19 protein-coding genes are annotated in these 23,535 nt (G+C 37.2%); 18 read left to right on the forward strand and 1 reads right to left on the reverse strand.

The window, feature by feature from the left end; translation table 11 throughout:
* The first annotated feature begins 65 nt into the window (after positions 1-65).
* From MHB45_RS02625 to MHB45_RS02680, 12 genes are all read left to right on the forward strand, one after another.
* Positions 66-737, forward strand: coding sequence for a GntR family transcriptional regulator (locus tag MHB45_RS02625; protein WP_048689664.1), 672 nt, complete (start codon positions 66-68; stop codon positions 735-737).
* Positions 738-1,223: 486 nt separating this feature from the next.
* On the forward strand, positions 1,224-2,690 hold the full coding sequence (locus tag MHB45_RS02630) for a 4-hydroxyphenylacetate 3-hydroxylase family protein (RefSeq protein ID WP_340907311.1): 1,467 nt from the start codon (positions 1,224-1,226) through the stop codon (positions 2,688-2,690).
* Between the two features lie 28 nt (positions 2,691-2,718).
* Positions 2,719-3,510 carry a carbon-nitrogen family hydrolase gene (locus tag MHB45_RS02635; RefSeq protein WP_048689657.1) on the forward strand — a complete coding sequence of 264 codons (792 nt, stop codon included), beginning with the start codon at positions 2,719-2,721 and terminating at the stop codon, positions 3,508-3,510.
* Positions 3,507-4,184 carry a DUF2848 family protein gene (locus MHB45_RS02640; RefSeq protein ID WP_194719360.1) on the forward strand — a complete coding sequence of 226 codons (678 nt, stop codon included), beginning with the start codon at positions 3,507-3,509 and terminating at the stop codon, positions 4,182-4,184. Before MHB45_RS02635 ends, MHB45_RS02640 begins: the two co-directional genes overlap by 4 nt.
* Position 4,185: 1 nt before the next feature.
* The gene (locus MHB45_RS02645) at positions 4,186-4,902 is read left to right on the forward strand and encodes a hypothetical protein (RefSeq protein ID WP_105718789.1); all 717 of its coding nucleotides are present in this window, start codon (positions 4,186-4,188) and stop codon (positions 4,900-4,902) included.
* Positions 4,903-5,387: 485 nt separating this feature from the next.
* Positions 5,388-6,209, forward strand: a complete 822-nt coding sequence (locus MHB45_RS02650; RefSeq protein WP_340907314.1) for an FAD synthetase family protein — start codon at positions 5,388-5,390, stop codon at positions 6,207-6,209.
* A complete protein-coding gene (locus MHB45_RS02655; protein WP_048689908.1) occupies positions 6,209-6,670 on the forward strand; it encodes a flavin reductase family protein in 462 nt (153 codons plus the stop codon). The genes MHB45_RS02650 and MHB45_RS02655 overlap by 1 nt, the downstream gene beginning before the upstream one ends.
* Before the next feature lie 146 nt (positions 6,671-6,816).
* A complete protein-coding gene (locus tag MHB45_RS02660) occupies positions 6,817-7,596 on the forward strand; it encodes an IclR family transcriptional regulator (RefSeq protein ID WP_048689651.1) in 780 nt (259 codons plus the stop codon).
* Positions 7,597-7,971: 375 nt separating this feature from the next.
* On the forward strand, positions 7,972-9,315 hold the full coding sequence (locus MHB45_RS02665) for an MFS transporter (protein ID WP_226990554.1): 1,344 nt from the start codon (positions 7,972-7,974) through the stop codon (positions 9,313-9,315).
* 502 nt (positions 9,316-9,817) lie between these two features.
* Positions 9,818-11,173 carry an APC family permease gene (locus tag MHB45_RS02670; protein WP_048689647.1) on the forward strand — a complete coding sequence of 452 codons (1,356 nt, stop codon included), beginning with the start codon at positions 9,818-9,820 and terminating at the stop codon, positions 11,171-11,173.
* A gap of 27 nt (positions 11,174-11,200) precedes the next feature.
* Positions 11,201-12,826, forward strand: coding sequence for an amidohydrolase (locus MHB45_RS02675; RefSeq protein ID WP_055348330.1), 1,626 nt, complete (start codon positions 11,201-11,203; stop codon positions 12,824-12,826).
* Between the two features lie 34 nt (positions 12,827-12,860).
* Positions 12,861-13,760, forward strand: a complete 900-nt coding sequence (locus MHB45_RS02680; RefSeq protein WP_253349103.1) for a carbon-nitrogen hydrolase — start codon at positions 12,861-12,863, stop codon at positions 13,758-13,760.
* A 482-nt stretch (positions 13,761-14,242) separates the two neighbouring features.
* On the opposite strand, the gene MHB45_RS02685 is transcribed toward MHB45_RS02680, so the two are convergent.
* Entirely contained in the window at positions 14,243-15,466 is a 1,224-nt protein-coding gene (locus MHB45_RS02685; protein ID WP_340907318.1) for a chromate transporter, read from the reverse strand.
* A gap of 593 nt (positions 15,467-16,059) precedes the next feature.
* Here MHB45_RS02685 and MHB45_RS02690 point away from each other — a divergent pair.
* The 6 genes from MHB45_RS02690 (at position 16,060) to MHB45_RS02715 (ending at position 23,454) form a co-directional block, all read left to right on the forward strand.
* Positions 16,060-16,200, forward strand: a complete 141-nt coding sequence (locus MHB45_RS02690; RefSeq protein ID WP_153246179.1) for a hypothetical protein — start codon at positions 16,060-16,062, stop codon at positions 16,198-16,200.
* Positions 16,201-17,261: 1,061 nt separating this feature from the next.
* On the forward strand, positions 17,262-18,566 hold the full coding sequence (locus MHB45_RS02695) for an MFS transporter (protein ID WP_072272508.1): 1,305 nt from the start codon (positions 17,262-17,264) through the stop codon (positions 18,564-18,566).
* Between the two features lie 300 nt (positions 18,567-18,866).
* Positions 18,867-19,784, forward strand: coding sequence for a class II fructose-bisphosphate aldolase (locus tag MHB45_RS02700; protein WP_340907319.1), 918 nt, complete (start codon positions 18,867-18,869; stop codon positions 19,782-19,784).
* A 148-nt stretch (positions 19,785-19,932) separates the two neighbouring features.
* Positions 19,933-20,463, forward strand: a complete 531-nt coding sequence (tpx, locus tag MHB45_RS02705) for a thiol peroxidase (protein WP_048689622.1) — start codon at positions 19,933-19,935, stop codon at positions 20,461-20,463.
* A gap of 583 nt (positions 20,464-21,046) precedes the next feature.
* Complete coding sequence (locus MHB45_RS02710) at positions 21,047-21,712, forward strand: GntR family transcriptional regulator (RefSeq protein WP_340907320.1); 666 nt, start codon at positions 21,047-21,049, stop codon at positions 21,710-21,712.
* A gap of 344 nt (positions 21,713-22,056) precedes the next feature.
* On the forward strand, positions 22,057-23,454 hold the full coding sequence (locus MHB45_RS02715; RefSeq protein WP_340907321.1) for an NCS1 family transporter: 1,398 nt from the start codon (positions 22,057-22,059) through the stop codon (positions 23,452-23,454).
* Positions 23,455-23,535 lie beyond the last annotated feature (81 nt).

The following is a 23,535-nucleotide window of genomic DNA, read 5'->3' on the forward strand; positions in this document are numbered from 1 at the left end:
TTTAGCCAATCATATAGATTCAAGTTGTTCATATTGTAAAGACTTATCAAAAAGGACGGATTAATATGGCAGGAATTCATTTAAAACCAATCGAAAAGGAAAGAACAACACAAGATAAAGTTTATAATCAAATAAAAAAAGCCATTTTATTTGGTGGTATTACCAGTGATGAAATATTTACAGAAGTTCAATTAGCGGAAAGGTTAGATACTTCAAGAACTCCGGTAAGGGCAGCTATTCAAGATTTGGTGAAGGAAGGATTACTTGTTTCCATTCCAAGGAAGGGTTTAACTGTAAGAAAGATTACTCCAGAGGAACAGGATGAAATCTTTTTACTAAGAAGTGCTATTGAAGTTGAATCAGTGAAAAAACTAACAAAAGAAATTACATCACCTGAACAACTGAGGCTGCTTAAATTAATTCTGAAGCAGCAAGAAGAAGCATTGCAAAATGATGATGCTATTAGTTTTATTAAGCTAGACCATGAGTTTCATCTCTCTTTGACAAGACTGGCAAACTTCACCATAATAGAGCAAGTTTTGAACAATCTTCATAACCTTACTCAGCTAATGGGGTTAAAAGCAGTCAGTAAACTTGGGAGAATGAAAAATGTTTTAATGGAACATACTCAGATTATCCAGGCTTTGGAGGAGAAAAATCCCGAACTTGCTTCACAGGCGATTTTAAACCATTTGGAAAAAACAAAAGAAACATTGATTATGGTTGATAATTCCTGATTTTCCATCAAATGCTTGAAGGGAGGGATTGCTCCTAGTAAAAGGTAGTTTACTATATTTATAGTGACAAAAATTAACGGTTTTGAATAAACTTGCCTATGAAATGGAAGATTTACAGCAAGGTCAAACCAATTCTCACGTTTAGAGCAAAAGCCTTGGAGAAATTCTTCCGAATGCTTTTTCTTGGGTTTTTGCTTAGATAGTAAGTCATGGTGTTGAAAGAACCGTCTATAGTTCATTGCAAATGAAAGCGTTTACCAGTCGTTGATGTTCATAGGTAAAGAGTAGAGAATATTTAAGGGATAAACATTAAATTCACTTTGACTTTACCAACCATAATTACATGATAGGAATTGGCAAAGCCTTTAATGTATACACAATACATAATACATCATACAAATTACAATTAAGGTTCGCCGTTAAGCTGTTAAATCGTTTCTTGTTTTTAAAACATGTACTTATTCAAACATATAGGAGGAATCAGGTATGGTTAGAACAGGTAAAGAATATTTACAGACATTGAAAGATGATAGGGCAATCTACATAAATGGGGAACGAGTACAGGATGTGACGACCCACCCAGCTTTTACGGGAATTACCCAAACCATTGCAGGCTTATACGACCTAGCATGGGATGAATCTCAGAATATGACATACAAAACTGAGGACGGTACACTAGCAAATAAAATTTATATGATTCCAAGGAGTCGGGAAGAACTTGAAGAGAGAAGATTGGCGATTTCTAAATGGTCTGAAGCAACTTGTGGATTTGTCGGAAGAAGCCCTGATCACGTTGCCAGCTTTTTGGCTGCTTTTGCCAGTTCACCCGAAGTGTTTGATCGTGGAGGAGAAGGTTATGGAAATAATGTTTTGAATTTCTATAAACATGTACGAGATCAAGATCTATATGTAACATACGTTATTATTCCGCCACAAATTGATCGAAGTAAAGCAGCTCATGAGCAGGAAGATAAGTTTCTCCCAGTTGGAGTGTACGAAGAAAGGGAGGATGGAATTATTGTTCGAGGTTCTCAAATGCTCGGTACTGCATCAGCCGTATCCGATTACTTATTCGTAAGTTGCCTTACACCACTCAGACCTGGTGATGAAGATTATGCTTTGTCTTTTGTCCTGCCGATTCATGCAAAAGGATTAAAATTTTATGCGAGGCCTGGTTATGCTGAAAAATCACCAAGCACATTTGATTACCCATTGTCCTCCCGTTTTGATGAAAGTGATTCATTAGTCGTTTTTGACGATGTATTTATTCCTTGGCAAGATATTTTTGTTTACAAAAATATTGACATCGTGAGGGCTCAGTTCCATGAAACACCAGCTCACGTATTAGGCAATAATCAAGCGCAAATAAGATTTGGCAATAAATTGAAATTTTTGATTGGTGCTGCCCGAAAAGTTGCTGCTATGAATGGAATTGATAAAATCCCATCAGTCCAAGAGAAGTTAGGGGAACTCGCTTCTATTGCGGCTTCTGTAGAAGGTAATCTTTTAGCTTCGGAATATAATTGTATCATCGACAAAAACGGTGTGGCACGACCGAATCCACGTTTTCTCTATGGTGTAGTCGGTCAACAGGAAACAATCTATGCTTCCACTATTAAAATTTTACGGGAGTTATGCGGTGGAGGCGTTTTACAATTACCATCTTCATATAAAGAGCTCATCAATCCTGAAACGAAAGATGATATGTATCAATATATACGTTCTACGGGAGTTGGGGCTGAGGAGAAAATTAAACTATTTAAGTTAGTATGGGATATCATTGGTTCAGAATTCGGTGGCAGGCATCAACAGTATGAAATGTTCTATAATGGTGCACCATTCGTCACGAAGGGCTTTTCATTTAGAAATTACGGCTATGATGAGCCGGTTCAAATGGTGGATAAATTTTTAGGAAGCTATTCACTTCCCACTCAAGTGAAAGAATTAATATAAAAAATATATAGAAAAGGGTGTTGCAGAAATGAAAATTGCATCAATACAATTGGAGATTAAAGATAGTGAATCTAAATCTGCTCGCATAGATCGTGTGGAGTCAATGATTGATGGATTAAAAGGACAAGATTTAATAGTTTTACCAGAAACGTGGGCAACGGGGTACTTTTCTTTTGATCGTTATATGGACGAATCAGAAGAATTGAATGGCGATTTTGTCCAACGTTTCTCTGCAAAGGCCAAAGAAGTTAAGTCATATATATTTGCAGGTAGTTTTATAGAAAAAAATAATGGAAAATACTACAACACAAGTGTTCTATTTTCTCCGGATGGGACACTAATAGGAACCTATCGAAAAATGCATTTATTTCGTTATGGTTCAAAAGAAGGTCAAATATTGACGAGAGGAAATGAAACAACTGTAGTCGATACAGAATTCGGGAAAGTTGGCTTATCAACTTGTTATGATTTGCGATTTCCTGAATTGTACCGTGCAGAAGTGGATTTAGGAGCAGAGTTACTTCTTGTTACATCTGCTTGGCCGCATAGAAGACTGGAGCATTGGAAATTATTCAATTCAGTTCGGGCATTGGAAAACCAGTGTTTCTTGATTTCGAGTAATTGTGTTGGAAATACTAATGACGTCCTTTTAGCTGGTCATAGTCAAGTGGTTGACCCATGGGGGATTGTTGTGGCTGCTGGAGGTGATGAAGAAACTATTATTAAAACAGAGATTGATCCAGCTCAGGTTGCTAAAATTCGTGATGTATTTCCTAATTTGAAGCACCGGGTATTAGATAGGCAGGAGGAATTCAGTTGATAAATATTAATGTTTGTGGAAGAAATATTGTCGCAGACCCTAAACGATTGCTTATTGCCGGCTATACGGGAAAAGACCAGGAATCTGTAAAAAAACATATTGATGAATTGAAGGAGATCGGCGTTCCGGCTCCTCCACAAGTTCCGATGATTTACGATCTTTCAACAAATCTCATTACGACAAATAACTCAATTTCAGTTATCCAAGAAAGCAGTAGCGGAGAAGCAGAAGTGGTCATCATGAAAATTGAAGGGAAATGGTATTTAGGACTAGGCAGTGACCACACGGACCGCGGGCTTGAAAAAGTGTCTATTCAGAAATCCAAACAAGTATGCAGCAAACCTATTTCAACACAATTTTGGGCCTTGGATGACGTAAAAGATCGATGGGATGACATTGAAATGAGAAGCTGGATGATCGTCGATGGGGTGAAAAACGAGTACCAAGCAGGCAAGCTAGGAGAATTCTTGCATCCTGAAGAATTGCTCAAAATTATCGAAGAACGTGGCTATGATAGTGAGGATATGATTGTGTTTTGCGGAACATTACCGATTATAAATGGCGAATTCATTTATGGGGAAGCATTTTCAGCAGAATTATATGATCGATTAACAGATAACAAAATTCAATTGAATTATCAGGTTCATATTTTAGTGGATGCGGAGGTAGTTTGAAATGGAAAAATCAAAAATGAAAATTGATAGAAAACCAGAGTTGGAATTTGTTGAGTATAAAACCTTTGAGGCCGTTCCTTCAAAAACTGTAGAAGGTGCATCTCAACGAATCATTGCGCAGATTCCAGATACTAATGTAGCAACTCGTATCCTTGAACTGGAAGCAGGTACTGATACATCGCCTGATGGCGTGCAAGTCCATGACTTTTGGGAAGAATTATATATTATTGAAGGATCCTTAATCGATTTACGTCTAAATGAGGAATTTACAGCAGGAATGGTTGCATGCCGTCCTCCAGGGATGGAGCATGGTCCATGGAAATCACCTAATGGCTGCAGGATTTTCGAAGTTCGCTATTATGCAGATCAGAAAAAAGAAGAACATGAATTTGTCGATCATACCACTTTTGAAGCGCAGCCTTTTAGTAAAGTTAAGAGCCTTTCTGAAAGAATCATTGCTTCTGACCCTACTACAGGGGTCGCTACAAGAATTCTTCATAACGGTCCAGGGACAGATACATCTCCTAATGGCGTGCAAGTCCATGATTTTTGGGAAGAATTATATATTATTGAAGGATCTTTAATCGATTTGCGTCTAAATGAGGAATTTACAGCAGGAATGGTTGCTTGCCGCCCTCCCGGTATGGAACATGGACCGTGGAAATCACCAGATGGCTGTAAGATTTTCGAGGTCCGCTATTACTCCACGGAACAATAAAGAGGTATGTACCGGACTTCTGCATTCCTATAGCAATATGGCAATCCATCAAATGGCTTCTCGTGACATCAAACAACGAGGAGCCTTTTATCTCTGATATATTCTTCCACAGGGACCACGTGCTGAATGCTCAATTTGATAATTGGGTATCACAGGAAGCAGGTATGTGAATGTTCCGTTTGATGGATTATGTATACAGAGTTCATTACACATAAACTCTATTCGGTAAACAATGAGTGCACATTCATGAAAAGTTCAAATTGACTTAAAATGCACTCCATTAATGGTTGATTATCGACTGGGGACGAAACATGGTCCTTAGTACCAAACGGAAACAAGGTTTTTGAAGTAGTATTGCACTAAATAATATCGACTAAACATTTTAAAAGTCATTATTTTGATGACAGAGAAGGTGAAGCAAGTTGGAAGTTTTCCATTTAGCACATCCACTAAAGGAATCCCTATATCCAAGGGAGCCCCACGTAATGGCATTAGGTTTTTTTGACGGTGTTCATTTAGGTCATCAATCCTTGTTAAAGCAAACCAAGAGAATAGCCGAAAAGAACAAGCTTAAATTCACGGCAATGACCTTCGATCCACATCCAAATGAAGTAATCAAATGGGAGAAAGATTTGCTGTATTTAACTCCCCTAGCTTTAAAGATTGAAAGAATGGCTGCTTTTGGAGTGGACAAGCTTTTTGTCATAAAGTTTAATTTATCATTGGCTTCCTTACAGCCATCCGATTTTATTAAACAATATGTTTTAGGTCTTCAAGCTAAACATATAGTGGTAGGATTCGACTTTACCTTTGGAAATAAAGCTCAGGGTAATGTTGATTATTTGCAAAAAGTGAGTAAAAACAACGCCTTTGATGTAACCGTCATTTCAAAACAGGCACATAATGGAGAAAAAATAAGTTCAACTTTAATTAGAAAAATAGTAAGGGACGGAGATGTCCACCTTGTACCTTACTATATGGGACATCAATTAGAAGTTAAAGGCTTTGTTTATATTTCAAATAGACATAAACATGAGAAAAAGAAAAAATCGGAAATTCATATTGAAAATAAGTATATCCTGCCAGCACCAGGTGTATATCGTGTAGAAATCAAAAACGGGAACAAAGCTTGTCAGGGGTTATTTATAAGATATGGGTCCAGCAAGAGGAATGATGAAATAAGCGGTCAAATTATAGAAATGCTGAAGGGAGGTGTTGCCGAAGAGTTGACAGTTAAATTCTTAAACAAGATACCCTTTGGGTCAATGCCTGAGTATAGTTCAAATTTTAAGGAGGTTATAAAATGATGGATGATAGAAATTTTAGAAACGCTATGGGGAAATTTGCAACAGGCGTAACAGTACTTACAACATATTTAGAAGATGAAGTACATGGTATGACGGCGAATGCATTTATGTCGGTTTCCCTTAATCCAAGATTGGTTTTAATATCCATAGGCGAAAAAGCCAGAATGCTAGATAAAATTAATGAATCTGGAAAGTTTGCTGTAAATATATTGTCAGAAGCTCAAAAAGAGTTATCCATGCACTTTGCGGGGCAGATTAAAGAAAACCGTCAGATTCAATTTGGCTGGATAAATGAACTCCCAGTAATAAAAAATGCTTTAGCAAACATCGTATGTAAGGTCCATAGTAAACAAATAGCTGGGGACCACACACTCTTTATTGGAGAAGTAACTGAACTCGTCATTAGCGAAGGGGCACCACTGGCCTTTTATGAAGGGAAATACGGCAAAATACTCAGCTAAGCTGTTTAAGGCGGAAAATTATTATTTAAGTTTGATCATTAAAGTTATGTTGAAAAGTTACGAATCCGAACGTGGAGCTTACTGGTTCCTTAATAGACTGTAAAGCTTTCTTGAGAGGGTCTTGTTTTGTTTAGGAGGGGAAACTCATGCAAAGCAAAAATAAGACGGCCGTCAGATCAATGGAAATCCTTAATCTTTTTTTTACGCATTCAATGTTAAGTTTAAATGAAATCGCAAATATTTCAGGGATACCGAAAACATCTGTTTATCGAATGGTCATGTCACTTGAAGAGATGGGTCTTCTCGATAAGGGGAGAGATGGAAAATATTCACTTGGCCTGTTATTTCTTCAGTTCGGCCATTTGGTAGCCGAACGGCTTGATATTCGGCAGGTAGCTTTGCCGATAATGCAAAAACTGCATGACAAGGTAGGGGAAGCTGTTAATCTCGTCGTACAAGATGGCAAAGAGGCCATCTATATCGAAAGACTGGATACAAAACAGCGTGTTAGGCTTAATACGGCAATTGGCCGGAGAACTCCGCTTTATGCCGGAGCGTGTTCTCGTGTCATTCTCGCTTTTCAGCCGCAGTATGAGCGCGAACAATATTTAGAGCAAATCGAACTGAAGTCGATTGCTTCTGGAACGATCACTGATAAAGAGAGACTTCGGATTCTTCTAGAAGAATCTCGGAAAACGGGATATACGGTCAGTCACTCGGAACTTGAAAATTATATATCTGCAGTAGCCGCTCCTATTTTTAATGACAAAGGTTATATCATTGCGGGGATCAGTGTTACTGGTCTTGAGGTGGGTTACCGAAACGAGTTGTTGCCTCCATTGGTTGAAAAAGTGAAGAGTGCAGCCCTCGAGATTTCACGGGAATTTGGATATGCCGATAATGAAGCTGAATATGTCCACGGTTGAGAGATCAATTCCGATAGTCTTTATGCTTTTTCACAAGAACGATTATTGCCCTTATTGACGGCTTTGTATAATGTATTGTGTATACACAATACATTATACATAATACTTATGGATTTGGGCGCTCATTAACTGGATATTCCAGCTGATGACGATGTATCTTACAGGCAAAACTAAAGAAGGGGAAAGGGGTAGAATTTGACCTCGCATATAAGGAGCAAAGTAAGCGAATGGCAGGAGGTCAGACTCTCTATATCAGGAAGTAACCTAGTTCTTCATTAATGATGGTGCACCTTTAACCTTCTATTAATAATCAGCAAGCCATCCACATCCAAGAATCCACATCCAGGAAAGTAACTAATCCGGAGGTGTGTTAAATTGAGTGGGAAAAAGAAACTGGACAAGAAATCAAAAAAGATATTATTAGCGAGTTTACTTGGCAGTACCATTGAATTTTATGATTTCTTTCTTTATGGAACCGTTGCTGCACTTGTATTTAATAAACTGTATTTTCCTAATGATGATCCGTTTGTAAGTTTATTGCTTGCTTATGCATCATTTGGCATTACTTTTTTTATACGACCTCTTGGAGGGCTTGTATTTAGTCATTTGGGAGACAAGTTTGGCAGGAAAAATACTCTCGTGCTTTCACTTTTATTAATGGGAGTTTCTACCGTCTGTATTGGACTTCTTCCAACATATAGCATGATAGGGCTTTGGGCACCAATTCTCCTTGTTTTCTTTCGTCTCGTTCAAGGTATCGGGCTTGGCGGAGAATGGGGGGGAGCGATACTCCTGGCGGTTGAATCTGCGCCTAAAGAAAGACGTGGCTTTTTTGGAAGCTTTCCTGCAATGGGTATCCCTCTTGGGATGTTACTTGGGACATTTTCCATTTCATTAATGAGTTTACTTCCAGAATCACAATTTCTATCATGGGGATGGAGAGTGCCATTTGTCCTAAGTGCGATTTTGGTTGTTATTGGTATTTGGATAAGAAAAGGGATTGAGGAAACATCGGCCTTCAAAGAAGAGATAGAAAAAGGAAACGTCGTAAAAATCCCACTCTTTGAGACACTGCGATATCATTGGAGAGCGGTATTGATTTCTTTAGGTGCAAAATGTGTTGAAGTGGGCCCGTTCTATTTATTTTCTACATTTTTCATATCCTATGCTACGGAAACACAAGGTTTTTCAAGGACTACAGCTTTAAATGTAGTTACGGTGGCAACAGTCGTTACAGCGATTTGCATGCCATTTATGGGAATGTTATCTGATAAAATTGGTCGTAAACGTGTTTTTCTTATTGGTACCATCGGAATAACTCTTTTTGCTTTTCCATACTTTTATTTATTTTCCTTACAATCCACTCCCTGGTTATACGTTATTTCAATAGTGGGCTTAGGAATACTTTGGCCTCCAATTGCGGCGACTATCGGGACAATGTTTACTGAAATGTTTAGTACGAATGTTGGTTATACAGGAATAACGCTTGGTTATCAAACAGGCTCTGCATTATTTGGTGGAACGGCCCCAATGATTGCGACTATATTAGTGGGCGCCTACAATAATTCTTGGATTCCGCTTGCTTCATTTTTAGTATTTCTTTGTATCGCATCTCTTATCTCAGTATTATTTGTCCGCAATAGTCAAAGTGAAAGTAACCCTTTCTCTGAAAAAAGGACACTAGATGATAAGGATACAGATAATCAAATAAGCGGGTAATGGATTGTCTTACTAAGAGGGAAATAGATTGATCTTTAAAAATGGTGACGTTTTCACAGTTAATGGAGAGCGGCTGAGGTAGGGAAGCCTTCAGATATCGCTCTCTTTAATTGAAGTCCCTTGAAGTGTTTGCGGCAGAAGGTACCATTAATGTGCTATGAACACGTAGACTCTGTTCGGCGAGGGCATTAGTAAAATAATAAACGGCCCAGCTAATTTTTTTCCATTAATATATGACCTAATGAATAGATATTTCTTACATATCCGATAGTGGGCGCCGAGGACGGCTAGCTGAAGAAGAAAAGTATTGAATAATGGGTCGCCATATCCCGTCACTGGACGACTGATTATGCAATATTAAATAATTGATGTAGAATTGCATAAACCTTTTAATTAACCGAATAATCTGTATATTGAAATTGTTGGAAAAATACCATTAATCCCCACTTGGTATGGTATTTGCATATAAGTTAATTAATCACGAATAAGGGTGGAGTGATACATGGAGAATGCAAAGTTAAAACGTTCGTTAACAGTATTTCCTTTAGTGCTATTTGGATTGGCCTATATGGCACCTACAACAGTTTTTTCTACTTATGGAGTTGTTGCGGAAATAACGAAAGGGATGGTGCCGGCTGCTTATATCATAGCTTTGGTTGGTATGTTGTTTACAGCCTATAGTTATGGTCAAATGGTCAAGGCCTACCCTGTTGCCGGTTCTGCTTATACATTTACTCAAAAGGCCCTTAATCCTCACCTTGGATTCTTAGTGGGATGGGTCATCCTATTGGACTATTTATTTTTGCCAATGATCAATGGATTATTGATCGCCATTTACTTAAACGCGTATTTTCCATCCGTTCCTTTTTCCGTCTGGTTAATTGCCTTTGTCATTTTAATCACCGCTGTAAATATAATTGGAGTGAAAATAGCAACAAAAATAAATCTATTATTAGTTGCCTTTCAATTTTTAATAATCGTTATATTTACATTCCTCTCGATTAAAGGGGTACTTAACGGAATGGGTTCAGGAACATTATTCATGAGTTCTCCATTCGTGAATGGCGATATACCGCTATCTTTAGTATTGGCAGGATCCTCCATTTTATGTTTATCTTTTTTAGGATTTGACGCTGTTACCACATTTTCGGAGGAGACCATTAATCCTAAAAAAATGATACCAAAGGCCATTTTCCTCGTCGCATTAATAGGAGGAGGTCTGTTTGTCACCATCTCATACATCAGTCACCTTGTTTACCCAAATTTCCAAGCCTTTAAAGATCCAGATTCCGCATCCTTGGAAATTGCCATGTACATCGGGGGTCATTTATTTCAATCTATTTTTCTAGCAGGATACATTACCGGTGGGCTGGCTTCCGGTTTATCAGCTCATGCAAGTGTTTCGCGGCTTTTGTATGCGATGGGGAGAGATGGAGTTCTTCCAAAGAAAATATTTGGTCAAATTCATCCAAAATTTCAAACTCCAACACACAACATCATCTTAGTTGGTATTTTTGCTTTATCTGCTTTATTTGTTGATTTAGTGACAGCATCATCCTTTATTAACTTTGGGGCGCTTGTTGCATTTACATTTGTCAATCTCTCGGTTATTTCCCATTATTTTATTAGAGAAAAACAGCGAAACGGAATTAATGCATTGAAATACCTAATATTGCCGCTGATTGGTACGAGCTTCACAATTTGGTTATGGACCAGTCTTGATTCAAAGGCACTCTTACTCGGACTAGGGTGGTTCGGAATAGGTGTCATCATGCTGCTTTCAAATACGAAAATGTTTAGTAAGCGGCCGCCAGAGCTTTCCATTGATAGTGCGATTGAAAAAGAAATTAAAGCATAAAAGCTTTATGCATCAAGGAGGATAATAATGGTAAATGCAGACATCATTCTTTCTGGTCAACATGTTTTTACTGGATTACAAGATGAGCCTATACAGGCAGCTATCGCTATTAAAGATAATAAAATGATTAAAATCGGTTCTAAAGAAGATATAATGTCATTCCTTGGAGATCAAACAAAGGTGTATGACTTCGAAGAGGGGCTGATCATTCCGGGATTTCATGATTTTCATATGCACATTATGATGGGAAGCATTTTACAGAAGGATAGTGCCAAATTATTTGATGCAGCTTCAGAAGAAGATGCAGCCAAAATAGTAGCCGAATTTGCAGAAACGAGACCAAATGATGAGTGGATATTCGGTGTTGGCTGGGATCATACCAATTGGAAGAATAAAGTGCTGCCACATAGAACAACACTGGATAAATATATTTGTGATCGTCCCGTTTTATTATTCAATGCAGAAGTGCATTACGCATGGATCAATAGTAAAGCGATGGAAATGATCCAATTAACGAAGGATACCCCAGATCCGGAATATGGAGAAATTGGAAAAGATGAAAATGGGGAACTGACAGGCCTTCTATTTGAACAGGCAATTGGGTATGCATCAGAACATGCATACAAATTGCCGAAAGAAAAACGTGTAAACCTATTCCAAGATTTTCTTAATGAAACAAAAAGGTTGGGAATCACATCCGTTAATGATTTATACGGAGCTAAAATTGCTCCGAATCCATTAGACGACCTTGAAATTTTTAAGGAATTTGAGAGAGAAGGGTTACTAACAACCAGAATTCACTTTTCGCCGGAGTTAAAAATGGATGTAGCTGCCGCCAAGGAATTACAAAAAAATTATCAGTCAGACAAGCTTACCTTTTCTGGATTAAAACAATTTATAGATGGTGTCGTGACTAGTCATACTGCTTTTTTATTGGATCATTACAAAGACCGTCCTGAAACAAAAGGCGGGACCACCTATCCAGCTGAAACAATTAAACAATTAGTAAAAAAGGCAGATAAGGAAAAATTTCAAATTCGTTTCCATGCTATTGGTAACGGTGCTGTCCGCTTAGCATTGGATGCATTTGAAGAAGCGAGAAACGTAAATGGGGTAAGAGATGCCAGACATGTCATTGAACATGTGGAGGTATTGCATCCAGACGATGTTCATCGCTTTAAGGAATTAAATGTAATCGCCTCATTTCAACCTAAACATATTGAATTAATGGAAAGTGAGGCATATACGGCCAGAATCAGTGAAAAACAACAACCACTCTATTATCCTATCAAAACACTCGTGGATACTGGTGCAAAAATTGCCTTTGGTACAGATTTTCCTGTAGTGCCCCTAAATCCCATGATGGGCATTTATCAGGCAATCACGAGAAAAGATCTAACCGGGAAGGCGTGGCAAGAGTCGGAAGGAGTAACATTAGCACAAGCGTTAAAGTATTACACGGCTACACCGGCATTCGGGTCTTTCAGGGAAAAGGAATTAGGCACATTGGAAGCAGGGAAGATAGCGGATATCGCAGTATTAAATAAAAATTTATTTAGCATATCAACAGAGGAAATTCTTGAAACAGAAGTGAAGATGACGATCATGGATGGAAAGATCGTATATGAAAACCAGGTCATCACAACTGTATAAGATAAAAAATGATAAAAAGGAAGGTAGTGAGAAAATGTCAAAAGTGAAAGTTGGGCTAATTCAAATTCATTGCGGAGAATTCATTGCTGAAAATATTCAAAAAACGATAGAGAAAATAAAAGAAACAGTAAATAAAGGTGCACAAATCGTTTGCTTACAGGAATTATTTTCTTCGCAATATTTTCCGCAAACGGTTAGCGTGAAAAATTATGATTTAGCAGAAGATGTAGATAGTGGTACATTGGCCGCAATGGGTGAATTAGCTAAGGAATTGGCCATTGTCTTGATTGTCCCTTTTTACGAAAGAGCAGGTGCTGGTATTTATTTTAATAGTGCAGCTGTATTTGATGCTGATGGGGAATGTTTAGGGATTACAAGAAAAAATCATATTCCGGATGGTCCCCAGTATCATGAAAAATATTATTTCGTTCCAGGCAATACTGGATATCCTGTCTATGAAACGGCTTATGGAAAAATAGGAGTTGGGATTTGCTGGGATGAGTGGTATCCAGAAGTTGCCCGAATTTTGAGCTTACAAGGTGCAGAAATATTATTCTATCCTTCTGCAATTGGTTCAGAGCCAGATCATCCCGAGATATCAACAAGATCATCCTGGGAAAAGGCAATTTCCGCTCATGGCATTTCTAATGGTGTATTTGTTGCTGCGACAAATCGAGTGGGCCAGGAAAAGGACATGAATTTTTACGGCGGTTCATTCATTAGCGATACATTCGGGAATATTTTAGCTTCACTTGATGAGGAAGAAGGAATTATTGTCCAAGAAATTGATTTAAAAGAAATAGAAGAGACTAGAAAAATTCTGCAATTCTTTAGAGACCGTCGTGTCGATACATACGGCCCTATATTACAAAAAGAAATACTACCGACCCGATCCCCTTCAAAAAAGGGAACAAACAAAGCGCTGTTTAGATAGTCATTAAAAAGTAATGCATGTGTTTTCTCTTGGGAGGTCCGTACCCATCAAGCTAATTCTGTTTTTAAAAAGTAGGGATTGCTGTCTTATTTTACGCTTACCACATCGTAATTAAGGCTGTGCAATCCTTCTTCTCGAAATTTGGTATACTTCGCCTGAAATTTAAACGAACGATTGTTGGTGGACACGTTGTTTATGTTCAGGCGAATACATTAGTAAAATAATAACCGTTTCTGCTAACTGCGTAACAAATTATGCAATGGAAATAATGGAGTTCAGTCGATTATAGCGGAATATATTTAAAAGAAATAGCAGGTGGGACTACCTGTTATTTCTTTTTTGCCAACTGTGAGTTATGCCTTTAAAGGTATAGCGTTTTTGTTTTTACAAGCAGCTTTTTCAAAATTTAAAATAAAATAGAATGAATGAGATAAAAATGTGTCAATAAAGGGTGAAACGGTAAATGGATAAACTACCTCGATTCAAATTAGCGTCATAAGTGAGCCTCCAGTAGCACCGATTATCACTATAAACCAAGCAGGCAATTTCCAGTACACAAGCATACTAAATAAGATGGCAGCAAAAGCAAAGTCTATAGGAGCTGAGATGGAGCTGGTCCAAATGGGATTATAAAAAGCCGCAATCAAGATGCCTACAACTGCTGCATTAACTCCCATTAATGCCCCTTTAACTTTAGGATTACGGCGTAATGTGTCCCAAAATGGCAATGTCCCTAGTATAAGAAGAAATGCAGGTAAGAAAATAGCAATTGTTGCTAATAAGCCACCTTGCCATCCATTTATCACGGCACCTATGTACGCTGCAAACGTAAATAACGGACCCGGTACAGCTTGTGTTGCACCATACCCGGCAAGAAATGCCTCTTTCTCTAGCCATCCAGTAGGGACAAATTCACGTTCAAGCAATGGCAAGACTACATGTCCACCACCAAACACTAAAGAACCAGACCGATAAAAGCTGTCAAACAGAGCAATCCAATTTGATGAAGTAACCTCTCGTAAAATTGGAAGTAGAAACAGTAATCCGAAAAATAAAACTAAACTAACAAAACCGATACCACGCGAAATCGGAAAATGAACGGTAGATTCATAACTTTCGTCGTGTTGTTTATAAATTAGAAAACCAATAAATGCGGCCAGTATAATAATACCAACTTGCACATAGGCAGTCTGCCAAATCAAGGTCCCAACCAAGGCTATTAATGCAATTGTCTTTCTCTTTATATCTGGAGTTAAATTTTTTGACATCCCCAAAATGGCGTGTGCAACTACTGCTACTGCTACTATTTTTAATCCGTGGATCCAGCCTGCATTTGAAACATCCATTCCTTTGAAAAATGATGCTAATATTACTAACGCTATCACCGAAGGCAGTGTAAAACCAAGGAAAGCTAAAATTCCACCGAAGAAACCTCCCCGCATAACTCCGACTCCAATTCCAACCTGACTGCTAGCTGGACCAGGCAAGAATTGACACAAAGCAACTAAATCAGCATAGCTTTTTTCATCCATCCATTTTCTTCGTCTAACATACTCATCATAAAAGTAACTTAAATGTGCTATTGGCCCACCAAACGATGTTAAACCAAGCCTTGTTGAAACTAATAGTATTTCAATCAGTGACTTAAAACTTCTGTTTGTTTTGTTTTGATCCACTAAAATAGTCCTCCTATTATTTAAGTTCATAAGCTTTCTTTCCGGCTTCCATAAATATTTCCTTTTTCAGTGGTCGAATAAATAATTTTCTTATTTTCCCATCGACGTTTCGTTCCTCATTTATTAAAAGTCCATCAGATTCCATTGTGTATAAAGTACCTGAATTGACGGTTTATCCATGGCATTTTAGTTCTTCGAACATCCAAAGACCAAAATCGATTATTATAATGAAGTATACTATTTAGACATATTTAGTTTCTAATTCCAACAATTAATTTACACACTCTTAATATTTTCTCAAGTTAATCTTGTTTATCAAAAAGTTGAAACGTCTACAACTTTTAGTGTTTAGGTAAATCCATAATGAAGTTCATTACCGGAAGCTGATCAGCAGCTTCTTTTCTTTTGGAGAAAAAAAGCAGTATTTAAAAAGATGAGGTATTTAACACTTAGCGTACTCTTTTTTTTGTTAAGTGAGACGGTTAGCTAAGAACAATATGGGAAATACTAAGAGAATGAAATTCTTACCGAATTTTCAGAAAAATGCATTGACGGGAAATTAAGGTTGTTATATATTATTAATAAGTTAAATTTATTGTTATATAACAGAAGGAGGAATCTAGATGATGAACATTTATGATAAAGCTTATGAAAGTTATTTAAAGATTTGTGAAAGGTATGAAATCGAGTCAATAAACATTGACCATTTCATCAAAAATTTAACTAAAGATCAGTTGGATGAATACAGTAAATTAGCCGTTTAAACGAAAGGACGTGATTGCAAAGATGGACCTCCCGGTTGATGTAGATGTAGAAGCCAGTTAGAAACCCCACCAGTTGCTATGGAACAGGTGGGGTTTTGTCATGTGTTTTAAGAGCTTATTTTTAATTAATAGGATAACTCGGCAGTTGCACAGATATGTTTTGGCGATTTATACTCGCGATGGCCCTCTTTATTTGTTGTTGAGCACTTTAATAGCTCGCCCGAAGAGAAAGGTTACTATCAATATGTTCATCGTATTCATGGTCATGTTTGCGAAAGAACCTTCTTTTGTTCGAGGACGTGTATAGGATAAAGCCATTATGGTTTCTTTGTTAAATAGGCAGCTTGTAATTGCTGGTGTTTTATAAACTGCATCTGCTCTTATAAAACCAAAACAATAAAATATCAATCACTTTTACATTATTAGTAAAAGAGTGGGTGAAAATACAAAATTCAGAATTTTCTTGAAATGAGTTCATACGCATGTTAGAATTCATTTCAGGTAAGAATATTATAAATAAGATGTTATTGGAATTATGGTGAAACTCTGTTCCCTAATAAACAACGAAAAACCAATAATGAAGGATTAAAGGATTTATGTAGGGAATACAGTCTACGGGAATTTGAAACATTAAACGACGCCTTCTTACATATTACCTTAAAACATCATGAATCAGTGCAATGATTGTTATACGTTTCGACATAACTAATCATTCTTTTTATACAAATTTTTTTGGTTATAGTAAGAAACAGTGTTGCTTATTGAGAAACTATGAGTGCCGATTAAACATCTTCAGTTTTAATATTCTTCAAATCTATTTATAAGGGGGTGAGTAAGTTGATTTGAAGTGCTTCATTGGACGGGAAATAATATGTAATAAAATTAGTTTACAGCAATAAAAGTTATGCGATGTAAAAATATGCTAATGATTTATTTTTTGGTATGGAAGAAATGTAAGCGCTTATATAAACCTTGTCAGTTGGTGATGTCCCGTGTTTTAGACTGTAACATCGTACCTAGTTTAGAAAAGGCACAACTTTACATGAGGAGGTTTTTGTTTAATGAACAAACAACTTCAGCTGAAAAAGAAATCTAAATGGAAAGTTCGTTATACTGTCTTATTCGTATTATGGTTATGTTGGCTGTTTTCTTTCCTGGATCGAATGGTTATCACTATTGCATTGCCTTATATTGGTGAAGATCTTAATTTAACGGCTACAGCTCAAGGTTTACTGTTAAGTATTTTCTTTGCAGGGTATGCGCTGTTCCAAATTCCGGGCGGGATGTTATCAGATAAATTTGGCTTTCGTCGTGTGATGAGCATTGCGATTGTTTGGTGGTCAATTTTCACATCATTGACTGGTTTGATTTTTTCTTATCCACTTATGTTACTCATTCGATTTGTATTCGGTTTAGGTGAGGCATGTTTACCAGGTGCTGCTTACAAAGGGATAGCTAATTATTTTCCCAGTAAGCAACGCGGGACAGCTACAGGAATTCAGTCAACAGTTAATACGTTGGGACCGGCTATTGCTGTTATTGCTGCTGCAGCAATTATTGGGGCATTTGGATGGCGTACAGTGTTTATCGTAATGGGTATTCCGGGCATTATACTCGGCCTGTATATCTGGTTTAAATTCAAGGATAATCCGAAAGATCATCCTAAAATGACGAAAGAAGAGCTTGCAGAATTAGAGGAAGACATTGATACTGAAAAATCGAAAGAAGAAAAGAAATCAGGAGTTTCCTTTAAGGAACTTTTAAGAAAACCAATTTTATGGCAAATGGCGCTTATTTGGTTCTTCTTTGATATTACTTTCTGGGGCTTCACTTCTTGGCTCCCATCTTATCTGATAAATGTTAGAGGGCTTTCTTTAATGGATACTGGCATTTTCAGTGCCTTACCGTATTTAGTAGGTACAGTCTCCATTGTTCTTGGTGGGTACTTGTCAGATAAAGTAAAAGGAAAGAGAAAATGGGTGTTCATCCCTAATGCTGTAATTGGTGGGTTGGCATTATTATTAATGCTTCAAGCTTCTTCCACTGCAATGGTCATTACGTATCAATGTGTTGCAGCCTTCTTCATGTTCTTGGCTCAAGGAGCATTCTGGGGTCTGGTAGTTGACACACTGCCTGCGAAAATAATGGCTGCAGGCTCATCTACTGTTAACTGTTTCGGATCAATTGCAGGATTTATCGCCCCGTTTTTAATGGGATATATGATTGAAAGCAGCGGTGGTTCTTACAATTCATCTTTCATATTAATGATTGCAGCCATCATTATAGCAGCAATCATCGCCCTAACGATTGGCAATGATACCGAAAAAGAAGATTCGGTGAATGCAGAGAAAATGATAGAGGCTTAATTTGAATTGCCAATTTATCAGTAAGTAAATGGATTCATTTATCTTTGTTGAGAATGTTTTTTTACATGGTAATAGGATTATATTTAGAAAACCCTTGTTGATAAGAGGCTGTCAGATGCCGAATCCTCGTACATTGAAATACAGACGCTTTTTTTCAGATAGTGGGTAAGAAAGAGGGGAAGAATGTTGGGATTTTCAGAAAAGTATTTAAAATTAAAATGGAACACCGTTGCTTATTAGGTAACGTAAGGGCGTGAATGAACGAAATAAGTTAAATCATCTTTAAGGGAGTTTGAATGAATGAAAGTAAATTTAAAACCAAACAATGTTAGGTCATTAACAAAGGTACTTGCAGTAGCTACGCAAAATCAATTTGCTGTCGGTTCGTTTACCCCAAGAGCTACAAAGATGATAGCTCCTATACTTAGAGCTGCCCAAGAAAAGAAATCTGCGGTTATTGTTCAAACTTCTGAGAGGGAGCAGGAACGATATGGAATTAATTTAGCGGAATTTAGCCGAGAGTTTTATCGTGTGATCCAAGAGGAGAATATTACGATCCCTGCTGTGTTACATTTAGATCATACGAAGGATTTCAATGTAATTGCTGAAGCCATCGAAGTTGGTTTTACATCCGTTATGATTGATGCATCGGAGCAACCATTTAAGAAAAATATTGAGATAACAAAAAAGGTTGTTGAGTATGCACATTCAAAAGGCGTAACTGTAGAAGCTGAATTAGGCAAGATAGGGACAACCGACTTTATTGAAACCGACGTTGATGAAGAGTTATTTACAGAGCCTGGTGAAGCAAAACAGTTTGTTGAAGAGACCTGTATTGATGCATTAGCGGTTTCTGTCGGAACTTCACATGGGGTTTATCTCGTTAAAGATCCAAAAATTGATATTGAACGCTTAATGGAGATTCGTACTTTAACATCTGTACCTTTAGTGTTACATGGCGGTTCAGGCACTCCTTCAGAGATGATAAAGAATGCAATTCAAATTCCTAATGGTGGAATCAGTAAAGTGAATATTGCAACAGATTTAGAACATATGATGATAAAAACTCTTGATCGAGAAAATCATGTTACAGAAAAAGAGTGGTCGGAACTACCGACTGAAACAGTGACTTTAGTCCAAAACGCAGTTCAGAACGTAGTAAAAGAAAAAATTGAAAACTTTTTAATAAGTAGTGATAGTGCTTCTTACTATGTTTAAGAAGTAATATGATACCAACCTTTGAACAGTACCCCATATTTTATACACATGGATAAACCCTTTAACCACATAATTTATGGCTATACTGCTTATCGTTGAAGATAACTTTTTTTAGAAGAATTGCTAAGGTAATAGGAGGAAAAATAATATGTCTATAGAAAGATCAAGAATAGTAACATTTGCTGGAAATCCAGTTACGTTGATTGGGAGTGAAATTCGTGTTGGGGATAAAGCGCCAAATTTTGAAGTGTTAGCAAACGATCTCTCAAAAGTTACACTTGAAGATTCAAAAGGGAAAGTCCGCCTTATCTCATGTGTTCCCTCTCTTGATACAGGAGTATGTGACGCACAAACACGGCAATTTAACCAATTAGCTAGCAATCTAGGAAATGATGTAGAAGTGTTAACAATTAGTGTAGATCTTCCATTTGCACAAAAAAGATGGTGTGGAGCAGCAGGAATAGAACAAGCCCAAACCCTTTCAGATCATTTTAAGATGTCATTTGGAACAGCTTATGGCACATATATAAAGGAACATCGTTTAGAATGCCGTGCAGTATTCGTTGTAGATGAAAATGATGTCGTACAGTATGTTGAATACGTTCCGGAAATTACGGAACATCCGAACTATGAAGCAGCTATACAAGCAATTAAGTCATTTATAAAAGTTAAAAAGTGATATAAGTAAACAATATACTCATGATTTAAAGAACGCATATTGTTTTTTCATTAATCCTAAGAAGTAAAATGTTACTGCATTAAAATCTTTTTTTCTCAGTAGAAAGGCTGCCTTACACATACACAAGGTCAGCCTCTTCTCCTATATGTAATAATGGGGTGGTGAGGTGCAAAAGTTGTTATTACCTTAAAGGAATAGGTTTAAGTTAAAAAATTGCATCCTGCTATAATAGTAATTATTTTATGTTAATAAGGAGATGGGAATATTCTGAATTTTACATTTTTTTGTTGAAAAACTAAATTAGTGGTGATAGTATAAAAAAGTGAAATATAGAATAAAATGTTATATTTTACTCACTGATTGAAACGGTGTTGCTTATTGAGGGGCAGGAAGAGTGACTAGATCTTTTGATTTTTGGCAATGTTCTTTGAAAACAGACAGATTGAAGCATTTTAAACAACTTAATTTAAATGATCAGGATTATAAAATTTAGTACAATCATCCAGTTCAAATTTTTTTACCCAGTATTGTATACAATACTGCATTCAATTTTGAATTCTTCATTGAGGGGAGGTATAAAGTGTTGAATAGTTTAGAAATAGATATCTATAAAAAAATCAAGCAAGCTATTATCCAGCAAAAGCTTCGGCCAAATATGCAACTCATAGAAAAGGATCTTGCTGAATCGTTTGGCGTAAGCCGTACCCCTGTTCGAAATGTTCTGCGCAGATTGGAATATGAAAAATTAGTGAAAATTAAAGAGCATAAAGGTACCTTTGTCTCCTGTTCAACAATTGAAGAAGCAAAAGAAGTATTTGAAATGAGGAGAATCTTAGAAGGGGAAGCAGTGCGAAGAGCATGCAGCCTCTATAACGAGCAACAATTAAAAGAACTAGAGACTCTGGTAGAAGAAGAACGACATATTTATGGTAGTCTGGATTTTTATGAATCTTTAAAAATATCTGGGGATTTTCATTTGAAAATAGCTGAAATCGCAGGGAATTCGTATTTTTATCAATATCTGGAAGACATAATTTCCCTAACTTATGTGATTATAGCAATCTATGGAAGAGGTAAAATGGAAACATGTGGTTCTCACGATCATTTGCAAATTTTTAATGCCATTAAGCAAAGGGATGATGATCTTGCAGAACGCTTATCTCTCATTCATCTTAGTGAAATTGAGTCGAATCTGCATTTTAATGAGGAATTACAGATCTCTTCTTCCTTGTCAGATATATTTCTTTAATTGTAATTTGATATACAGTTATTGAAAGCGCTTACCGGTAAGGTTTTTAAGGAGGTGATACAGTCCTTCGAAAGCATTTTCAAATTTAAAGTGTTGTCATGTGGTTTTTTTTGCAATTTAACTGAAACGCTGTTGCTTAATGTGCGACGAGCCATCGGGTGTTCGATGGTAAATAGTACTTTTAACAAAACAAATTCGCATTTTAATTCCTGTGAATGATGAACAGAAAAGACCACTTAGAAGGAAGTTTGTATCATATCATAGCCTTGGCAAACATCTAAGACCTAACTTGTTAACCAATGCATTAAAATGCGGCAAACAATAAAAAAGGGGTTGGATGTATCATGTCTACAAATTTAGAAAGTTACGTTCCACAAGAAACGCAGATCCAACATGATACGGGTGTGGATGAATCACTTAATCCGAAAACCGAGGAAGGTAGGACGGTAAGTCCGGTAGACTATATTTTCATGTGGGTTGGTGACGGTGTTAATCTAGGTAATATGACGCTTGGAGCCAGTATGATTGTAGCGGGAATCGCTACGTTAAACATCTTTCAGACATTTGCCGCAGCTATCATGGCAATTGGTATCATTTCAACTGTTTTTGCTTTAAATGATAGGCTCGGATACAGAACGGGTATCCCATATGTTGTACAGCTTAGAATGTCCTTTGGCCTGAAAGGTTCCGTAATATCATCACTGATGCGCGGTATTCCCGCCATCGTTTGGTACGGTTTTCAAAGTTGGATTGGCGGTACTGCCTTAAATGAAATTGCGAAGATTATGACGGGCGGCGCCTTTGATAATGTTGCCATTTGCTTTGTCGTGCTGCAGTTGGTGCAAATTGGGCTTTCGCTGTATGGATTCCATGCCATTAAATGGGTGGAAACGCTTGCGTCTATTGTTATTGTACTTGCGCTTCTCTATGTATTTGGCGTTCTACTTACCTCCTATAGCGATGTTATTGCAGAAAAATGGGTTCATGCAGAAGGATCATGGGGCTTACCTTTCTTTGCATTGATCATGATGTTTATGGGGAATTATGCGGCTATCTTTTTAAGTGCAGCGGACTATTCAAGAGAGCTAAAAACCGGTATTAGCGACAAAAAACGCGGTTTTTTGTACTTTCTTCCTATTTTAACAGCATACGGCTTGACACTTACAATCGGTGGAATGCTTGCTTCCGCAACCGGCATCAACAATCCTGTGAAAGCGTTTGCGGTCGTGGTGGATAACTCGTATATTACCCTCTTTGTATCCGCATTCATTGTTTTGGGTGCGGTGGCAGTAAACATGGTTGCCAATATTATTCCGCCAACCTATGTTATTACATTGCTTACAAAAATGAAATATAAACCTGCAGTTACCATAACCGGACTGCTTGCATTTTGTTCATTCCCTTGGGTTCTTGTGCAGGATTCTTCGGCAAAGGGTCTTGGAATCTTCATTCTTATATATTCCGCATTTTTAGGACCGATTGTTTCTATATTATTAGTCGAATATTATATATTAAGGAAGCAAAAGGTGAATGTTGCAGATTTGTATAAGGAAGACGGTCCATTTGCCGGGTATAATCCAGCAGCGGTGCTTGTATTGCTAATCGGCGCCGGTGCAGCCTGTTTGAAAGTGGAGCTGGCATGGATTATCGGCGTTGTTGTGGGAGGCAGTGCATATTTGCTTTTGATGAAATTTGCATTTAAAGATTCAAAATTCAAAAAGGGTACTATTTTTGAAAAGTAAACCTGTATTTCTATGTTTCCGGGGGTTATTCTCTCTGTCTATTTATAATGGATTGATGCAATCTGAGGATGAAATAAACAA

Source organism: Peribacillus sp. FSL K6-5616 (assembly GCF_038008245.1).
In the GTDB taxonomy this organism is placed as follows: domain Bacteria; phylum Bacillota; class Bacilli; order Bacillales; family DSM-1321; genus Peribacillus; species Peribacillus frigoritolerans.

Excerpts from the sequence above, each read along its gene's own strand:
- MHB45_RS02625 (WP_048689664.1), top strand. The coding sequence starts at position 66 with ATGGCAGGAATTCATTTAAAACCAATCGAAAAGGAAAGAACAACACAA.
- MHB45_RS02630 (WP_340907311.1), top strand. The coding sequence starts at position 1,224 with ATGGTTAGAACAGGTAAAGAATATTTACAGACATTGAAAGATGATAGG.
- MHB45_RS02635 (WP_048689657.1), top strand. The coding sequence starts at position 2,719 with ATGAAAATTGCATCAATACAATTGGAGATTAAAGATAGTGAATCTAAA.
- MHB45_RS02645 (WP_105718789.1), top strand. The coding sequence starts at position 4,186 with ATGGAAAAATCAAAAATGAAAATTGATAGAAAACCAGAGTTGGAATTT.
- MHB45_RS02650 (WP_340907314.1), top strand. The coding sequence starts at position 5,388 with ATGGCATTAGGTTTTTTTGACGGTGTTCATTTAGGTCATCAATCCTTG.
- MHB45_RS02655 (WP_048689908.1), top strand. The coding sequence starts at position 6,209 with ATGGATGATAGAAATTTTAGAAACGCTATGGGGAAATTTGCAACAGGC.
- MHB45_RS02660 (WP_048689651.1), top strand. The coding sequence starts at position 6,817 with ATGCAAAGCAAAAATAAGACGGCCGTCAGATCAATGGAAATCCTTAAT.
- MHB45_RS02670 (WP_048689647.1), top strand. The coding sequence starts at position 9,818 with ATGGAGAATGCAAAGTTAAAACGTTCGTTAACAGTATTTCCTTTAGTG.
- MHB45_RS02675 (WP_055348330.1), top strand. The coding sequence starts at position 11,201 with ATGGTAAATGCAGACATCATTCTTTCTGGTCAACATGTTTTTACTGGA.
- MHB45_RS02680 (WP_253349103.1), top strand. The coding sequence starts at position 12,861 with ATGTCAAAAGTGAAAGTTGGGCTAATTCAAATTCATTGCGGAGAATTC.
- MHB45_RS02685 (WP_340907318.1), bottom strand. The coding sequence starts at position 15,466 with ATGAACTTAAATAATAGGAGGACTATTTTAGTGGATCAAAACAAAACA.
- MHB45_RS02690 (WP_153246179.1), top strand. The coding sequence starts at position 16,060 with ATGATGAACATTTATGATAAAGCTTATGAAAGTTATTTAAAGATTTGT.
- MHB45_RS02695 (WP_072272508.1), top strand. The coding sequence starts at position 17,262 with ATGAACAAACAACTTCAGCTGAAAAAGAAATCTAAATGGAAAGTTCGT.
- MHB45_RS02700 (WP_340907319.1), top strand. The coding sequence starts at position 18,867 with ATGAAAGTAAATTTAAAACCAAACAATGTTAGGTCATTAACAAAGGTA.
- tpx (WP_048689622.1), top strand. The coding sequence starts at position 19,933 with ATGTCTATAGAAAGATCAAGAATAGTAACATTTGCTGGAAATCCAGTT.
- MHB45_RS02715 (WP_340907321.1), top strand. The coding sequence starts at position 22,057 with ATGTCTACAAATTTAGAAAGTTACGTTCCACAAGAAACGCAGATCCAA.